This window comes from Paenibacillus sp. J53TS2 (assembly GCF_018403305.1).
Lineage (GTDB): Bacteria > Bacillota > Bacilli > Paenibacillales > Paenibacillaceae > Fontibacillus > Fontibacillus rhizolycopersici.
In genome coordinates this window covers 241654-256438 of record NZ_BOSK01000003.1, presented here as the reverse complement: position 1 = coordinate 256438, position 14785 = coordinate 241654, and the positions used below count along the sequence as shown (strand labels likewise).

Genomic DNA, 14785 nt, shown 5'->3' with positions numbered 1-14785 from the left:
ATGTAACATTTTTCCTGATTTCTGCCGATAGCTAAGGGTAAGAGGAAAAATGAAAGGGAGAGGGTACAATGAAGCCTTTGCGCAAGGGGACGCCAAATCGGGTCTAGGCTTGCTGCTCGATTTCGTCCGAAACATCCCGACTCACCCGGAATGGATGGACAGCTACATGAAAAGTAGGCAACAGGCTGATTTCTGAATTGAACAGGGATAGATGGGCCTCGTTTCGCGATTATCGCGGAGCGGGGCTATTTTTTATATGCGAATGTTTGATCGTATTTATGCTATACTGAAAACTAACGAATTGTCCGTGGTAGGAGGTACTTCCATGTCTTTACGGTTCATACTCGGCCGCTCCGGCAGCGGCAAAACCAGCCTCATTCTCGACCGGGTAACCGCGGCACTGCGCGAGCATCCCACCGGTCCGCCGCTCATCATCTTAACCCCGGAACAAGGCACCTTCCAAATCGAACAGCGGATCGCCACCGCCCCGGGACTTCGCGGTACCGTCCGCACTCAGGTGCTGGGCTTTCGCCGCCTGGCGCTGCGCGTCATGCAGGAAACCGGCGGTGCGGCGCTTGTACCGATCGATGACGAAGGCAAGAAAATGCTGCTGTACAAGCTCATGCGCCGTCGGAAAGGCGAGTTAAAGCTGTTTGGGCACGGCGGGGATCAGCTCGGATTAATCGACCGGATCGCCGGACTGTATACGGAAATGAAAAAATATAACGTGGATTTCCCGACTTTGCAGGAGCACTATCGCCTTTTGGAACAAAGCGAAGGAGAGTCCCCGTTACTGAAGGATAAAATGCACGACCTTAGCCTGCTGTTCGCCGAATTCGACGAGGAGCTGTCCCGCTTGTACATCGACAACGAGGACCATGTGGTCAAGCTGGCACAGGGAGCTGGGAAATCGGATTATTTGCGGGGGGCAGAGATTTGGATCGACGGATTCCATACGTTTACCCCGCAGGAATACACGGCGATTATCGAACTGCTCAAGGCCGCCGCGTCTGTCACGATCTCGTTGACGCTGGAACGAACCTATAATGACGGAACGCTGCCGCATGAGTTAAATCTGTTCCACACACCCGCATCCGCCTTCGTCAAATTGAACCAACTGGCTGCGGAGGCTGGAATTGAAGTCCAGCCAGCCGAGCTGCTGGAGGAGCGTCCATTTCCCCGTTTTCGGGAGAGCGAGACGCTTTCGTATCTGGAGTCAGCTTACGAGCGGCGCTCACCGTGGCCGCAGTCAACTCCACCGCAAGATCTGGGACGGGCTTTGTCTATACACCGGGCAGCCAGCCGGCGCGCCGAGGTTGAAGGCACCGCTCGCGAGATGGTGCGCTTGGCTCGGGAAGAAGGAATACGCTGGCGGGATATGGCGCTGCTGGTTCGTAATCTAGGGGATTACGAAGAGCTGCTCGCTCCGACGATGGAAGCCTACGGGATCCCTTGTTTTCTTGATCAGAAGACAAGCATGTTGTTTCACCCGATGGTTGAATTTATCCGTGCGGCGCTGGACGTCGTGCTCGGGTTTTGGAAATATGATGACGTATTCCGCTGCGTAAAAAGTGAATTTCTTCTGCCGCTGGACGGCAGCTTGACGCGCGAACATATGGATATGCTGGAGAATTATGCGTTGGCGAGCGGCATTCAAGGCTACCGTTGGTTTGACGGGCGGCCATGGAAGTCCGCGCCAAGCCTGTCGCTCGAGCAGGATGATCAAACAACGGCTTCGGCCAAGGCCTTGGAGCAGTTGAAACTGCTAGAACGTTGCCGCGCTGCGGTTGCTGATCCTTTGTCGGCGTTCGAGAAAGAGATCCGGAAGGCGAAAAACGCCGCCGACATGTGTGCCGCCGTGTATCAGTTGCTGGAGAGCGTTGAGGCGGCTCAGCGCCTGGATGTGCTAGCGCACCAGATGGTACGAGAAGGCAAGCCTCGCCAGGCGATGGAGCATCGCCAATTATGGGGTGCGGTGCTTGATGTGTTGGACCAGATCGTGGAAATGATGGGGGACGAGCCTCTGGAGCTGGAGCTGTTTGCCGGCGTGCTGGAGACCGGACTGAAGGAGCTCAAGGTGTCGCTGGTGCCGCCTTCGCTCGACCAGGTGCTGATCGGGAGCACCGAGCGTACGCGTTCGGGGCAGGTCAAGCATCTGTTCCTGCTGGGAATTAACGAAGGAATCATGCCGGCGAACCTGCAAGAGGAGGGCGTGCTTAGCGAGCAGGAGCGCCAGCGTCTGGCGGAGATCGGCTTAGAGCTGGCCCCGGGGCTTGCTCGCAAGCTGCTGGATGAGCGCTTTCTCGTGTATGAGGCGTTGTCGGGGGCGAGCCGCTCGCTGTGGCTTAGCTATCCGGCTGCGGACGGGGAGGGCGGCGCACTTCTGCCGTCCGAGGTCATCCGACATGTGAAACGGATCTTCCCGGGACTTCAGGAGCGGCCGCTTGCCTTAGCGCCGGGACCTGCCGATGGACTGGACGACCAGGCTGCTTTGCCAATGGAGTTTGTCTCGCGACCAGGACCCGCGCTCAGCGCTTTGATTGGTCAACTGCGGCGATGGAAAGCGGGGGAGCCCATTTCGCCGTTATGGTGGCGCGTGCTGGAATGGTACAAGACCCAACCGGAATGGGAGAGCAAAGCATCGCGTTTGCTCACTTCGCTGGATTATCGAAATCGGGTGCGCGGCTTGACGCCGGCGACCAGCAGGCGGTTATACGGCAAGCGGCTGCGGACGAGCGTGTCACGGATGGAGCAGTTCTCGGCTTGTCCGTTCGCGCATTTCGCTTCCCATGGACTGAAGCTGAAGGAACGTCAGCTCTACCGGCTGCAAGCGCCGGATATCGGGCAGCTGTTCCATGCTGCACTCAGTCAGATGGCAATTACCTTCAAGGCGCAAAACCGCAGTTGGGGTAGCCTCACGCCAGAGGAAGCGATTCAAGCGGCGAACACGGCGGTCGATGAACTCGCACCGAAGCTTCAGGGAGAAATCCTGTTAAGCTCCAAGCGTTACGGGTATATCTCCCGTAAGCTCAAAGCCATCGTCGGCCGGGCTTCGCTGATCCTTGGCGAGCAGGCGCGGCGCGGCAGCTTCGAACCGGTCGGGCTGGAGCTGGATTTCGGACCGGGGCGGTCACTGCCTCCACTGACGTTTGAGTTACCTAACGGCTGCGTCATGGAAATCGTTGGCCGGATTGACCGGGTTGATATGGCGGAAGGCGAACAAGGCTTGCTGCTGCGGGTCATTGATTACAAGTCGAGTCAGACCGATCTGAAGCTGCATGAAGTGTATTACGGCTTGTCGCTGCAAATGCTCACCTACCTGGATGTCTTGCTGTCCTCGGCGGAAGCCTGGTTAGGCGAGCCAGCGCTTCCGGCAGGCACGTTGTATTTCCACGTGCACAATCCGCTGCTGCAGAGCAGTAACGGCATGAGTGCGGAGCAGGCGCAGCAAGAATTGTTGAAGCGGTTCAAAATGAAAGGCCTGCTGCTGGCGGACCGGGATGTGATCGCGAAAATGGACGCGCAGCTGGAAAAAGGGTATTCGGAGATTATCCCCGTTGCGCTTAAGGCGGACGGCGGGTTCTACAGCAGCGCTTCTGTGGCGACGCCGGATCAGTGGGATACGCTGCTGGGTTCCGTGCGGCAGACGATCACCGAGATTGGCACCCGCATCACCGACGGTGACGTGCAGATTGCCCCTTACCGACTTGGGATGGAGACGGCTTGTACGTTTTGTCCCTACAAACCGGTGTGCCGGTTCGAAGAGTCGCTGGACGGAAATGCGTACCACGTACTCGGCAAGCCGGGCAAAAACGAGATTTGGCAGCTCCTTGGACAGGAGAGCGGAAAGGAGACGACCCCTTCATGACAACCACGATGAAACCCAAACCGGCCGGCACTTATTGGAGTGATGACCAATGGCGGGCGATTGCCCTGTCCGGCGGCGATATGCTGGTGGCAGCAGCGGCTGGCTCCGGCAAGACAGCGGTGCTTGTCGAACGGATCATCCGAAAGCTGATGGACCGCGAGCAGCCGTTAAGCGTTGATCGGTTGTTGGTCGCTACGTTCACCAAAGCAGCGGCCGCGGAGATGCGGGGGCGGATCACGGAAGCGCTGGAGAAGGAGCTTGCCAAGGATTCGAACAATGAGTATTTGAATCGTCAGTTGGCCATGTTGGGGCGGGCTTCGATTACAACGCTCCACTCCTTCTGCATGGAGGTCATTCAGCGCTACTATACGTTGATTCCGCTGGATCCGGGCTTTCGGATCGCTTCGGAAAGTGAAACGGCGCTCTTGCGGCAAGAGGTACTTGAGGAGCTACTCGAGGAAAAATACGGCAGCGAACCGGTGGACAGCCCGTTTGTAAAGCTGGTCGATCGGTTTGGCGGGGAGCGCAGCGATGCGGCTGTGTTTACGCTGATACAGCGGCTTTACGATTTCTCCCGCAGCCATCCTTGGCCGGATCATTGGCTGCAGGAAGCGTCCTCGGCCTTTTTGGCACCGGATCTGGACGCCTTGGAGAAGAGCGCATGGGTCCAAAGCCTGCTGGCCGATACGGCATTGGCGCTTGGAGGCGCGATGAGCCTGCTGTCGCAAGCGAAGGCGTTGGCGTTGTCTCCGGGAGGACCGGAGCCTTACGCCGTGACGCTGGAGGAAGACCTTAACGTTGTCCAGTCGCTGCATGAAGCGGTGGCTGGAGGAGCTTGGGCTTCGTTGTACGACGTGTTTCAGGGGGCGAGCTTCGGCAAACTGAAGCCGGTGAAGAAAGATCAGACCGATCCGGATATCCAGGAGCGGGTGAAGGCGCTGCGGGAAGATGCGAAGAAGACCCTCGCCGATTTGCGCTCGCAGCTGTACGGGCGGCCGGCGGAGGCATTTTTGCGGGAGATGCATGACATGGCTCCATTGCTTGGCGCCCTATCCGGTTTAGTCAGCGAATTCGGGGAACGTTACCGTCTGCACAAGGTCTCTAAAGGCTGGCTCGATTTCTCTGATCTGGAGCATTATTGCCTGCGGATTCTACGGCATCCGGATTCGGAGCCGGGCGAGCTCCGTCCGTCCGACGCCGCTCTGGAATACCGCCAGCAGTTCGATGAGGTGCTGCTGGACGAATACCAGGATACCAATACAGTTCAGGAGACGATCGTACGGTTGATCGCCCGGGAGAACCCGGGCAACCGGTTTATGGTCGGTGACGTGAAGCAGAGTATTTACCGCTTCCGTTTGGCCGAGCCTGGTTTGTTCCTGGAGAAATATCGGACCTATGGGGATGATTTTGACGGGGCCGGGCTGCGTATCGATTTAGCCAGGAACTTTCGCAGCCGGCGCGAGGTCGTCGACGCGGTGAATTTACTGTTCCGGCAAATCATGAACGAAAGCGTGGCGGAAATTTCTTACGATCCCCGCGCCGAGTTGGTGTATGGAGAAGGTTTTCCACTTGAGGCTATAGAGGATTATCGCCCCGAGTTATTGCTGATTGATCGCGACGCGGGTTCGGGAGGAAATTCGGAATCATCCGACCGCGGAGACGGCGAAACGACGCAAGGCGAAGGCGGGGAAGAGGAAGATGAGGCCGCTTTGATTGAAGCGGTGCGTCTGGAGGCCCGTGCGATTGCGGCCCGTATCCGCGGGATGCTGGGGGAAGGCGGCGAACCGCTGCGCATTTTTGATAAACAGCTGCAGGCGATGCGTCCGGTGACTTTCCGGGACATGGTGATTTTGCTGCGTTCGACGCTGACCTGGGCACCGGCCATGATTGAGGAGCTTCGGGTAGAAGGGATCCCGGCATACGGGGAACTGAGCCAGGGGTATTTTCAGGCTTCCGAGGTCGAAACGATGTTGTCGCTCTTGCAGGTCATTGATAACCCGCTGCAGGACATCCCGCTGGCGGCGGTGTTGCGCTCCCCGCTCTATGATTTCTCCGAGGAGGAGCTGGCGGACATCCGCCTCGCATCCCCTGGTGGCCGTTATTATGAGGCGGTGCTCGCAAGGGCTGCTGACGGGAATGCGGAGATGTCGCCGGAAGGCGGAGACAACCAAATGAATGATTCGGGGGGAGAGTCTTTAACCCCGGTGGCTGGGCTTGAACGTGATGTGCTGTCGCTCAAGCTGCTAGCCTTCTTGCGGCAGTTGGAGGTTTGGCGCGGCTTGGCCCGAGTCGGGCAATTGGGCGATCTGATTCGGGAGATTTACCGGGAAACCGGTTATCTGGAATGGGTCGGCGGCCTGCCCGGCGGAACTCAGCGCCAAAGCAACCTGCAGGCGCTGCTGGACCGGGCGAAACAATACGAGGTGTCCTCCTCTGCACCGGGTTTGTTCCGCTTCCTGCGCTACGTGAACCGGCTACGCGAGAACGGCGGCGACCTCGGCGCGCCAGGAGATGGCGGGGAGCAAGGCGATGGCGTTCGCATGATGACGATCCACAAGAGTAAAGGCTTGGAGTTTCCGGTCGTGTTTGTCGCCGGATTGTCGAAGCAATTTAACCGACAGGACTTGAATGCGCCATTCCTGATGCATAAGGAGATGGGATTTGGCCCGAAATACGTTGACGCGGATACTCGCGTCAGCTACCCGACGCTGCCGAATCTGGCCATCCGGCGACGGGCGCAAATGGAGCTATTAGCGGAGGAAATGCGCGTGTTATACGTGGCGCTAACCCGCCCGAAGGACAAGCTTGTGCTTGTCTCTTCGGTGAAGAGCCTCACCAAATCCGTCGAAGTCTGGGGCGGCGCGCTGGAGGCTGACGGCGAACAACTGCCGGATTATTTGCTGGCGCGGGGTCGCTGTTACCTCGACTGGATTGGCCCGGCCTTGATTCGCCACCCGAGTGCTCGGGAGCTTCGGCAGTTCGCCGGGCTGCCGGAAACGGGCTCCACCCTGTTGGCGGACAGCCCATCCGAGTGGAATGTCGCGTTTATTTCCGCTCGTGCGGCGGGACAGACCGGCGGAGCGGAAGCGGCGGCCACCGCGGAGCATGCGGCGGATCCGGCGCAAATCAAGGCGTTGCTTCAAGGAGGCCCAGTAGCGGTTCTGCCGGGAGCGGTGGACGATTCAGAAGCCGCTGCGGTGAAAGAAGAAGTGGCGACCCGGCTAAGCTGGACGTATCCTTATGCTGCAGCCAGCCGGATAGCGGCCAAAACCTCTGTGACGGAGATGAAGGCGCTGTTGGCGATGCAAGAGGAACCGGCGCGTGACGTCTTCGCCGAAGCGGAGCTGGCGCACGAACGGGAGCAGGCGGAGGCGGCGGAGCAACCCGAGTTCAAGCTGCATCTGCGGCGGCCGCGATTCATGGAGCAGCGCAAGCTGACGCCAACCGAACGCGGGGTTGCATACCACACGCTGATGCAGCATCTGCCGTTTGATGCGGAGCCGGGGATCGGTGTGGTTCAAGCGACGCTGACCGGACTCGTCGAGCGGCAGATCATGACCACCGAGCAGGCGGCCGCAATCGACGCGGAGAACATCGCGAGATTGCTGTTAAGCCCGCTGGGCGAGCTGCTGCGTCAGGCGGATTGGGTGAAGCGAGAAATGCCGTTCAGCTATGGGCTGCCCGCGGCGGAAGCTTCGCCTCAGCTTGGAGGCCTGGAGGCAGCGGATGAAGCTCTGGCCGGTGCATTTGCTGGCGAAGCGATCCGGGAGCTGGACGGGGAAATCGTGCTGATCCAGGGGATCGTGGACTGCCTTTTCGCCGTGGACGGCAAAGTGTACCTGCTCGACTACAAAAGCGACCGGGTGCTGGAGCATCGCGGCGGCACGACGGCGCTGGCGGAATCGTACCGGTTCCAGCTGGAGCTGTACGCCAAAGCGGTCGAAGAAATCACCGGCGCGGCGGTTGACGAGAAGTGGCTGTATTTCTTCGATGGCGGCCAAGCGGTGAAGCTGTAAGAGAATCTATTAAACTAAGAAGCACCGATACAGATAGAGTGAAATGATGTTCTTATTTCGGCAAATCCGTGCGGTTAAGGAAATATAGCGATATTGCCGGAATAGCGACATCTGTTCACTCTATTTCTTTCGGTGAGCTTCCTAAGCTAGCAATGGAATATACTAGAGTCAAATACTAGAGTTTATGTAACTGTATTGTTGAAGAACTAGGATGTTGAACGCCGGCGTTCGTTGGCGGGATCAAGGGGGAGAAACGGATGCGTATATTACATACGGGCGATTGGCATTTGGGACGTACGCTGGAAGGACGCGGCCGGCTTGCAGAGCAGGAGGCGTTCTTGGAGGAGCTGGCGCGGATGGTGAAGGAGCAACAGGTCGATCTCGTCCTGATGGCAGGTGACGTCTATGACAGCGTGAACCCGCCGGCCGCGGCGGAGGGAATGTTCTACGAAGCGGCGGCAAGGCTGACGGAGACCGGCTGCCATCTGGCAGTGATCGCAGGCAACCATGACCAGCCGGAACGGGTGGCCGCAGTGTCACCGCTGGTTGCGCGCCGGGGCATCTCGTTGGTGGGGCTGCCGGTACCGAAGGCGATCACCGTCCCCGTTGCCCGCACCGGGGAAACGGCGATCATCGCCGCACTGCCATATCCGTCGGAAGCCCGCCTGTCCGAGCTGCTGGCTGGGGATGCGGACGAGTCCGAGCTGCGGCTCGCCTACAGCGCTAAGGTGGGGCTGCTGATGCGGCAGTTGGCGGGCGCATTCCGTCCGGACACGGTTAATCTCGCAATGAGCCATATTTATGTACTCGGCGGACTGGAGTCCGATTCCGAACGTCCGATCCAAGTTGGTGGCGCTTATACCGTTGACCCGTCCGCGCTCGACGTAGGCGCGCAATATACGGCGCTGGGCCATCTGCACCGGCCGCAGGCGGTCAAAGGCGGCGGATTGACCCGGTACAGCGGGTCGCCGTTGGCGTATTCTTTTTCCGAGGCGGGACAAGCCAAGTCGGTGATGTTATTGGACGTGGCGCCCGGCAAAGAGCCGATCCTGGAGGAGTTGTTTCTGAGCAGCGGTCGGCCGTTGGTCCGTTGGAGCTGTCGGGGCGGACTGGCGGAAGCGTATCGCTGGCTGGAGGAGGGACGGGACGCTAATGCGTTTATCGACCTCGAAATCAGCCTAACCGAAGCGATGTCACTAGGCGATATCCAGGCGCTGCGCAAAGCCCATGAGGGTATCGTGCATATTCGGCCGGTGTATCCCGGACGGGAACTGGAGGAGGACGAACTGACGTCCCGCGCGAGCGTGCCGGTGCATGAGCTGTTTCGGAAGTTTTATCAGCGTCAAACCGGCGGGGCGGAGCCCGAGGAGGAATTGGTTGAGCTGTTTATGTCGCTTGTCTTCGAGGGAGAGGACGAGGCTTCGAGCGAAGATGAACTTGCGGAGGGGGGAAGCCGATGAAGCCGATTACGCTGAAATTAGCCGGGCTGCAAAGCTACCGCGAGTCGCAGACGATCGATTTCACAGAGCTGTGCGAGACGGGATTGTTTGGCATTTTTGGGCCGACGGGCAGCGGGAAGTCGACGATCTTGGACGCGATTACGTTGGCCTTGTACGGCAAGGTCGGCCGGGCATCCGGCGGAACCCAAGGCATCATGAATCATTCGGAGGACACGTTGTTCGTGGCGTTTACGTTCGAGCTGAACTCCGCCGCCGGCACGGAACGCTATCGCGTGGAGCGACGCTTTAAACGGCAGGGTGAGCTATCGGTGAGCAATACGATCAGCCGGTTTATCGAAATCCTACCCGAAGGGGAAAAAGTCGTCGCCGACAAGCTCGCCGATGTAACGCGTTGTGTGGAGCAGAAGCTTGGCCTCAAGATGGACGATTTCACCCGCGCGGTTGTGCTGCCCCAAGGCAAATTCGCCGAGTTTCTGTCCCTGAAAGGAGCGGACCGCCGGGCGATGCTGCAGCGGTTGTTTCACTTGGAGAAATACGGCGACTTATTAGGGCAGAAGCTAACCCGCAAGGTACGGGTCAACGAGCAGCGCCGGGCCGAGGTGGCCGCCGAGCAGCAAGGGCTCGGCAACGCCTCCGCCGAGGCGCTGGAGCAAGCGGTGGCAGCGGCGCACGAAGCGGCGGAGCAGGCCGCCGAGCGGCGCCGCGAATTGCAGCAGGCGCAGCAGCGCTACGACCAGCTCGCGAAGGTACGCGAGCTGGCGGTGGAGCGCGCCGAGCGCGCGGCGCAGCTTGAGGCGCTGCGCGCGCAAGGCGGCGAGGTCGCCGCGCTGGAAGCGAAGCTGGCGCGCGGAGGCGCCGCCGAGGCGCTCAGGCCGGTGCTCACGGCCTGGAAAGAGGCGCAGCGCGCCGCGGCGGAGCGCGCGCAGCTGGCGGCCGAAGCCGAGCAGGCGGCTCGGGCCGCTGCGGCGGCTGCCGCCGAGGCCAGCGCGGCCGCCGAAGCCGCTGCTGCGGCGCTCGGCCGCGAGGAACCGGCGCTGCTCGTGCGGCTCGAGCAGCTGGAGCAGGCGCGCGGCCTACAGGAAGAGGCCGCGCGCCTCGGCGCCGAGCTGCAGCGGTTCGCGGCGCAGCGCGCGGAGGGCGCGCAGCGCAAGCAAAACCTCGCCGAGCAGACGGCGAAGGAGGAGCAACTGCTAGCCAAAGCGCAAACGCGCCAGCGCGAGCTGGAGCAGCAGTTGAAGGAAGCGGAGGTCAAGGCCGAGGAGCGCCGTCTGGCGCAAGCCGCCGTACAGCTGGCTCAGCAGCTGACCTCACTGCAGGAGCTACTCACGGCGGCGGAGTCCGAAGAGGCGGCAGGGCGCTCGAACCTGCAGCAAGCATCGTCCAAGCTGGAGCAAATCGCCGCCGAAGTCGCCGCCGTGCAGCAGTCCGGGCAAATCCTTGCCGGGCAGCTCGCGGAAACCGCCGTACAGTTGGCGGCATTGGAGGAAGAAGTGCGGCAATATGCTAGCGCGCTTACAGGGGACGAAACGACGCTGCGCCAAGCGCTTAAAGCCCGCGAACGCCACTTGTGGGCCGCCCGGCTCGCAGAGCAGCTGGATCACGGCGAGCCATGCCCCGTGTGCGGCTCCGCGCATCATCCGGCACCAGCACAGGCCGATGCCGAAGAGACGGCCGGCGGCGAAGCGGAGCTTGAGGCGCTAGCGGCCTTGATCGCGGAGGCTCGCGAGCTGCAATTCGCCGTCTCCCGCGACCGCGACGCTTGCGGCGCTTTGCTGCAAGCGCTCGGCCGTGATGGCGGCGAACCGGCCCCTGCGGCCGCAACACTCGCCGCCGCTCGCGAAGCCGCCGCTACTGCCGAGGTGGCCGCGCCGGACGTGCCTGCGCCGGCGCCTGCCGGCTTGGCTGCTCGCCAGCGGCAGGCTATGGCGCTGGGCGAGCGGCACGCGACTTGCCGCCGCCGGGTGGAGGCGCTGCAGCAGGAAGGCCGCGCCGCGCAAAACGCGCTGGCGGCCTTGCAGCCGCAGCGTACCGCCGCCGAAGCGGCCGCGGCAACGGCCTCCGGGCTGCTGGAGCAGGCCGCGGCGCGCAGCGCGCAACACCGCGAAGCCCTCGCGGCCAAGCGGCGCGAGTGGGTGGAGCAATACCCGGGCTTCTCGCCAGAGGATGCTGCCCGGCAGATGGAGTCATTTGCCGCGAAAGATCGGTTGGCGGAAGACCTGCGTGGCCGACTGACGGTCAGCGTGCCGTTTATCGAGGAGAAGACGGCAAAGCTTCAGGCATTAGCCGGAGAAACGATCGAGTTGGATAAAACCTTGGTGCAATGGGAAGTGCAGGAGCAAAGTAAACAGGAGCTTCTGCGCGAGAAACAGGAGAGGCTGCATACACTGGCTGGAGAACGCCCTGTTGAGGAGCTGCTTTCGGAAGCTAAGGAGCAGCTGACGGCCCTTCGAAAACTGGCGGAGAGAAGTCGGGTGCAGCAAACCGAAACCACAGCGCGTAGCCACGAGTTGGCCAAAGCGGAGGCGCTTGCCGGTCAAGCGGCAATGGTGGCCCGAGAGCAGGAGGCAGAGCTTCAAGCCCGCTGGCATGAGGCGCTGACGGCATCGCCTTTCGACGGAGAAACCTCCGTCCTGGACAACCTGCTCGCCCCGGGAGAAGCGGAATCCATCGCGGGTAGGGTACAGAACCACCGCAGCCGCGAACAGGAGCTGGTGATCGGCCTTAGTGAGCTGGACGCCAAGCTAGCGGGACAAACGATTAGCGATGAGGAATGGCAGCAAAGCGAAGCGGTGCTGATCGCCGCCAAAGAGCAAGATGAGGTTGCTCTGCAACGGAAGGCCCGCGTCGAGCGGGACTGGGAGGACCTGCAGGTCCGCCACGTCCGCTGGCAGGAGTTGGAGACGGTTCGGGGCCAGTTGGAACAGGAAGCAGGTTTGCTCACCAAATTGCAGTCCGCGTTGCGCGGTAATGCCTTTGTTGAATACGTGGCGGAGGAACAGCTAATGAACGTCAGTCATGCGGCATCCCAACGTCTGCGCTTCCTGACGAAGCAGCGATATGCCCTGGAGACGGATTCCGGCGGCGGATTCGTAATACGCGATGATGCAAGCGGCGGCGTAAAGCGTCCGGTAGCGACGTTGTCGGGCGGAGAGACTTTCTTGGCCTCGCTGGCACTGGCGCTCGCCTTGTCCGCGCAGATCCAGCTGCGCGGACAATATCCGCTGCAGTTCTTTTTCCTGGATGAAGGCTTTGGGACGCTGGATCCGGAACTGTTGGACACGGTGATTACCTCGCTGGAGCATTTGCATCACGATCATCTCTCGGTGGGGATTATTAGCCACGTCGCCGAGCTGCGGGCGCGGTTGGCCCGTAAGTTGGTCGTCATTCCTGCGGAGAGCGGGGGTGCCGGCTCCCGGATTGAGCTGGAACGGTTGTAACGGAAACGGACGGAACGGAGGAACGGTATGAAAATACGGGTGCTGATCGCGGATGACAACTCTTTTATCCGCGAGGGGATGCGGATCATATTGAACAGCTTCGAGGAATTCGAGGTGTCGGAGACGGTGCAGGACGGGCAGGAGGCGGTCGATTACTGCCGGCGAAATCCGGTGGATGTCGCGCTGCTGGACGTGCGGATGCCGAACCTGAACGGTGTGGAAGCGACCCGATTGTTGACGGAGGAAGGGTTGGCAAAGCCGTTGATCCTGACTACGTTCGACGACGATGAATACATTATGGATGCCATCCGTTTCGGGGCCAAAGGGTACTTGCTGAAAAACAATGATCCGGAACGGATCCGCGACGCCATCAAAAGCGTGTATTACGGCCATAACGTCCTACAGGACGTTGTGCTGGATAAGCTGAAGCAGTCGCTCGCCTCCGGTGCAGTCCCTAGGGAAGCCGTTACGCAAGCGAAGCCGGAACGCCAGGACGCTCGGGCGGATGAGGTTGCTCCGGCTCCCGCTTCAGCTGCGGTTCCGATATCGGAAAATCCCGGTCTGCCACCGATTGATCTGGATCCGTTCACCGAACGGGAACTGGAGGTCATGTCGCGAATTGCCAAGGGGTTATCCAACAAGGAAATCGCCAAGGAAATTTTCATTTCCGAGGGAACCGTGGCCAATTACATTACCTCGATCCTGAACAAAACCGGGCTGGAACACCGCACGCAAATCGCCATATATTATTTGACTGGAAGGACTCGCTAGCCTATGGAAAGTTGGAGCCTCGGCAAAAGATGGCTTGTGCTTGGCCTTGCAGTCGCCCTGATCTATGCGGTGGAACCGTCCCCGTCCCCTCGGCTGATCTTATTTATCCTGCTTTATCTGGCTTTGGATCTCACGGCGCTCTTGCTTCACAAAACGGGTTATCGGGACGCTATTTATGGGATATTGATCGTATACTGCTCCGTTTGCGCGGTTTACGTCAACCCCGAGTTCGCACTCCTGCTGCCGCCAAGCGCCTATGAAACGGCGAGAGGGATCGCCCCGCGTATTGCCGTAACGGTCTTGCTGACGATCCCGCTGCTATTCCTGGAGGCGCCGCTTTCAGAGGTTTATGCGTTTATCGCGGCAATTAGCTTGTTTGACGGGATCTACATCCGGCACCTATTGTTGCGCCAGGTCCGGCAGGAGGATCAACTCGACAAACTGCGTCTGGATCAGGAGAAGCTGCGGAAGCAACTGCACGGTAATCGGGAGTTCATTCGGGCTTCGGAATACACGTTCAAGCTGGAGGAACGAAACCGGCTCTCCCAGGAAATTCACGACGGCGTCGGCCATTCGATGACAGGAGCGCTGATCCAGATGGAGGCAGCCAAACGGGTGCTGCATACCGATCCGGCAGGGGCGGAGAAACTGCTGCAAAATGCGATCGGCATCGCCCAGGAATCGATAGAGCAAATCCGCCAAACGCTCAAGAATATGAAACCTCCGGTGGAACAGCTAGGCATTCACCGGTTGAGAAATACCGTGGAAGCCTTCGGTAGCCGTTCCGGGTTGCAGACCTCGGTCGTTCACCAAGGGGATCTGGAGAAGATCACACCGCTTTTCTGGAAGATCATTCATGACAATGTAACGGAAGCATTGACTAATACGGCCAAATACGGAGAGGCTACCTCCGTTCAAGTCGAAGTACGGGTGCTCGGCAAATGGATTCAATCCGTCGTTACGGATAATGGGCGAGGGCAGGCCAAAATCGTCAAAGGCATGGGCCTGCTCGGTATGGAGGAGCGCACGGCTGCGGTCAACGGCACGGTAATCGCGGATGGGACGCAGGGATTCAAGGTGACGACGTTGATTCCGTACACCCCATCCAAGGAATGAAGAACCTCACCCCTCCTTGTCCGGCCCCGGCGACAACATGAACATTCTCATGCGCAAAGGATGAACTTATGCACTGACATAAGGGCATCCTTTTTTTCTACAATAGGGTCATGAACA

At 60.0% G+C, this 14785-nt stretch carries 7 protein-coding genes; all 7 read left to right on the top strand.

Annotated features, from left to right (window positions below):
* Positions 1 to 49 precede the first annotated feature (49 nt).
* The 7 genes from KJS42_RS09035 to KJS42_RS09005 all read left to right on the top strand — a co-directional run bounded on the left by KJS42_RS09035 (position 50) and on the right by KJS42_RS09005 (position 14668).
* Positions 50 to 196, top strand: coding sequence for a hypothetical protein (locus KJS42_RS09035; protein WP_193416385.1), 147 nt, complete (start codon positions 50 to 52; stop codon positions 194 to 196).
* Between the two features lie 129 nt (positions 197 to 325).
* Positions 326 to 3868: a helicase-exonuclease AddAB subunit AddB gene (addB, locus tag KJS42_RS09030; RefSeq protein ID WP_213622635.1), complete on the top strand. Its 3543-nt coding sequence runs from the start codon at positions 326 to 328 to the stop codon at positions 3866 to 3868.
* Positions 3865 to 7884, top strand: coding sequence for a helicase-exonuclease AddAB subunit AddA (gene addA / locus KJS42_RS09025; RefSeq protein ID WP_213622634.1), 4020 nt, complete (start codon positions 3865 to 3867; stop codon positions 7882 to 7884). The genes addB and addA overlap by 4 nt, the downstream gene beginning before the upstream one ends.
* 257 nt (positions 7885 to 8141) lie before the next feature.
* On the top strand, positions 8142 to 9344 hold the full coding sequence (locus tag KJS42_RS09020; protein WP_213622633.1) for an exonuclease SbcCD subunit D: 1203 nt from the start codon (positions 8142 to 8144) through the stop codon (positions 9342 to 9344).
* Positions 9341 to 12781: an AAA family ATPase gene (locus tag KJS42_RS09015; RefSeq protein ID WP_213622632.1), complete on the top strand. Its 3441-nt coding sequence runs from the start codon at positions 9341 to 9343 to the stop codon at positions 12779 to 12781. The genes KJS42_RS09020 and KJS42_RS09015 overlap by 4 nt, the downstream gene beginning before the upstream one ends.
* Before the next feature lie 27 nt (positions 12782 to 12808).
* The gene (locus KJS42_RS09010) at positions 12809 to 13552 is read left to right on the top strand and encodes a response regulator transcription factor (RefSeq protein ID WP_213622631.1); all 744 of its coding nucleotides are present in this window, start codon (positions 12809 to 12811) and stop codon (positions 13550 to 13552) included.
* Between the two features lie 3 nt (positions 13553 to 13555).
* Positions 13556 to 14668 carry a sensor histidine kinase gene (locus KJS42_RS09005; RefSeq protein WP_213622630.1) on the top strand — a complete coding sequence of 371 codons (1113 nt, stop codon included), beginning with the start codon at positions 13556 to 13558 and terminating at the stop codon, positions 14666 to 14668.
* Positions 14669 to 14785 lie beyond the last annotated feature (117 nt).

Coding starts and splice junctions, on each gene's coding strand:
- KJS42_RS09035 (WP_193416385.1), top strand. CDS start 50: ATGAAAGGGAGAGGGTACAATGAAGCCTTTGCGCAAGGGGACGCCAAA.
- addB (WP_213622635.1), top strand. CDS start 326: ATGTCTTTACGGTTCATACTCGGCCGCTCCGGCAGCGGCAAAACCAGC.
- addA (WP_213622634.1), top strand. CDS start 3,865: ATGACAACCACGATGAAACCCAAACCGGCCGGCACTTATTGGAGTGAT.
- KJS42_RS09020 (WP_213622633.1), top strand. CDS start 8,142: ATGCGTATATTACATACGGGCGATTGGCATTTGGGACGTACGCTGGAA.
- KJS42_RS09015 (WP_213622632.1), top strand. CDS start 9,341: ATGAAGCCGATTACGCTGAAATTAGCCGGGCTGCAAAGCTACCGCGAG.
- KJS42_RS09010 (WP_213622631.1), top strand. CDS start 12,809: ATGAAAATACGGGTGCTGATCGCGGATGACAACTCTTTTATCCGCGAG.
- KJS42_RS09005 (WP_213622630.1), top strand. CDS start 13,556: ATGGAAAGTTGGAGCCTCGGCAAAAGATGGCTTGTGCTTGGCCTTGCA.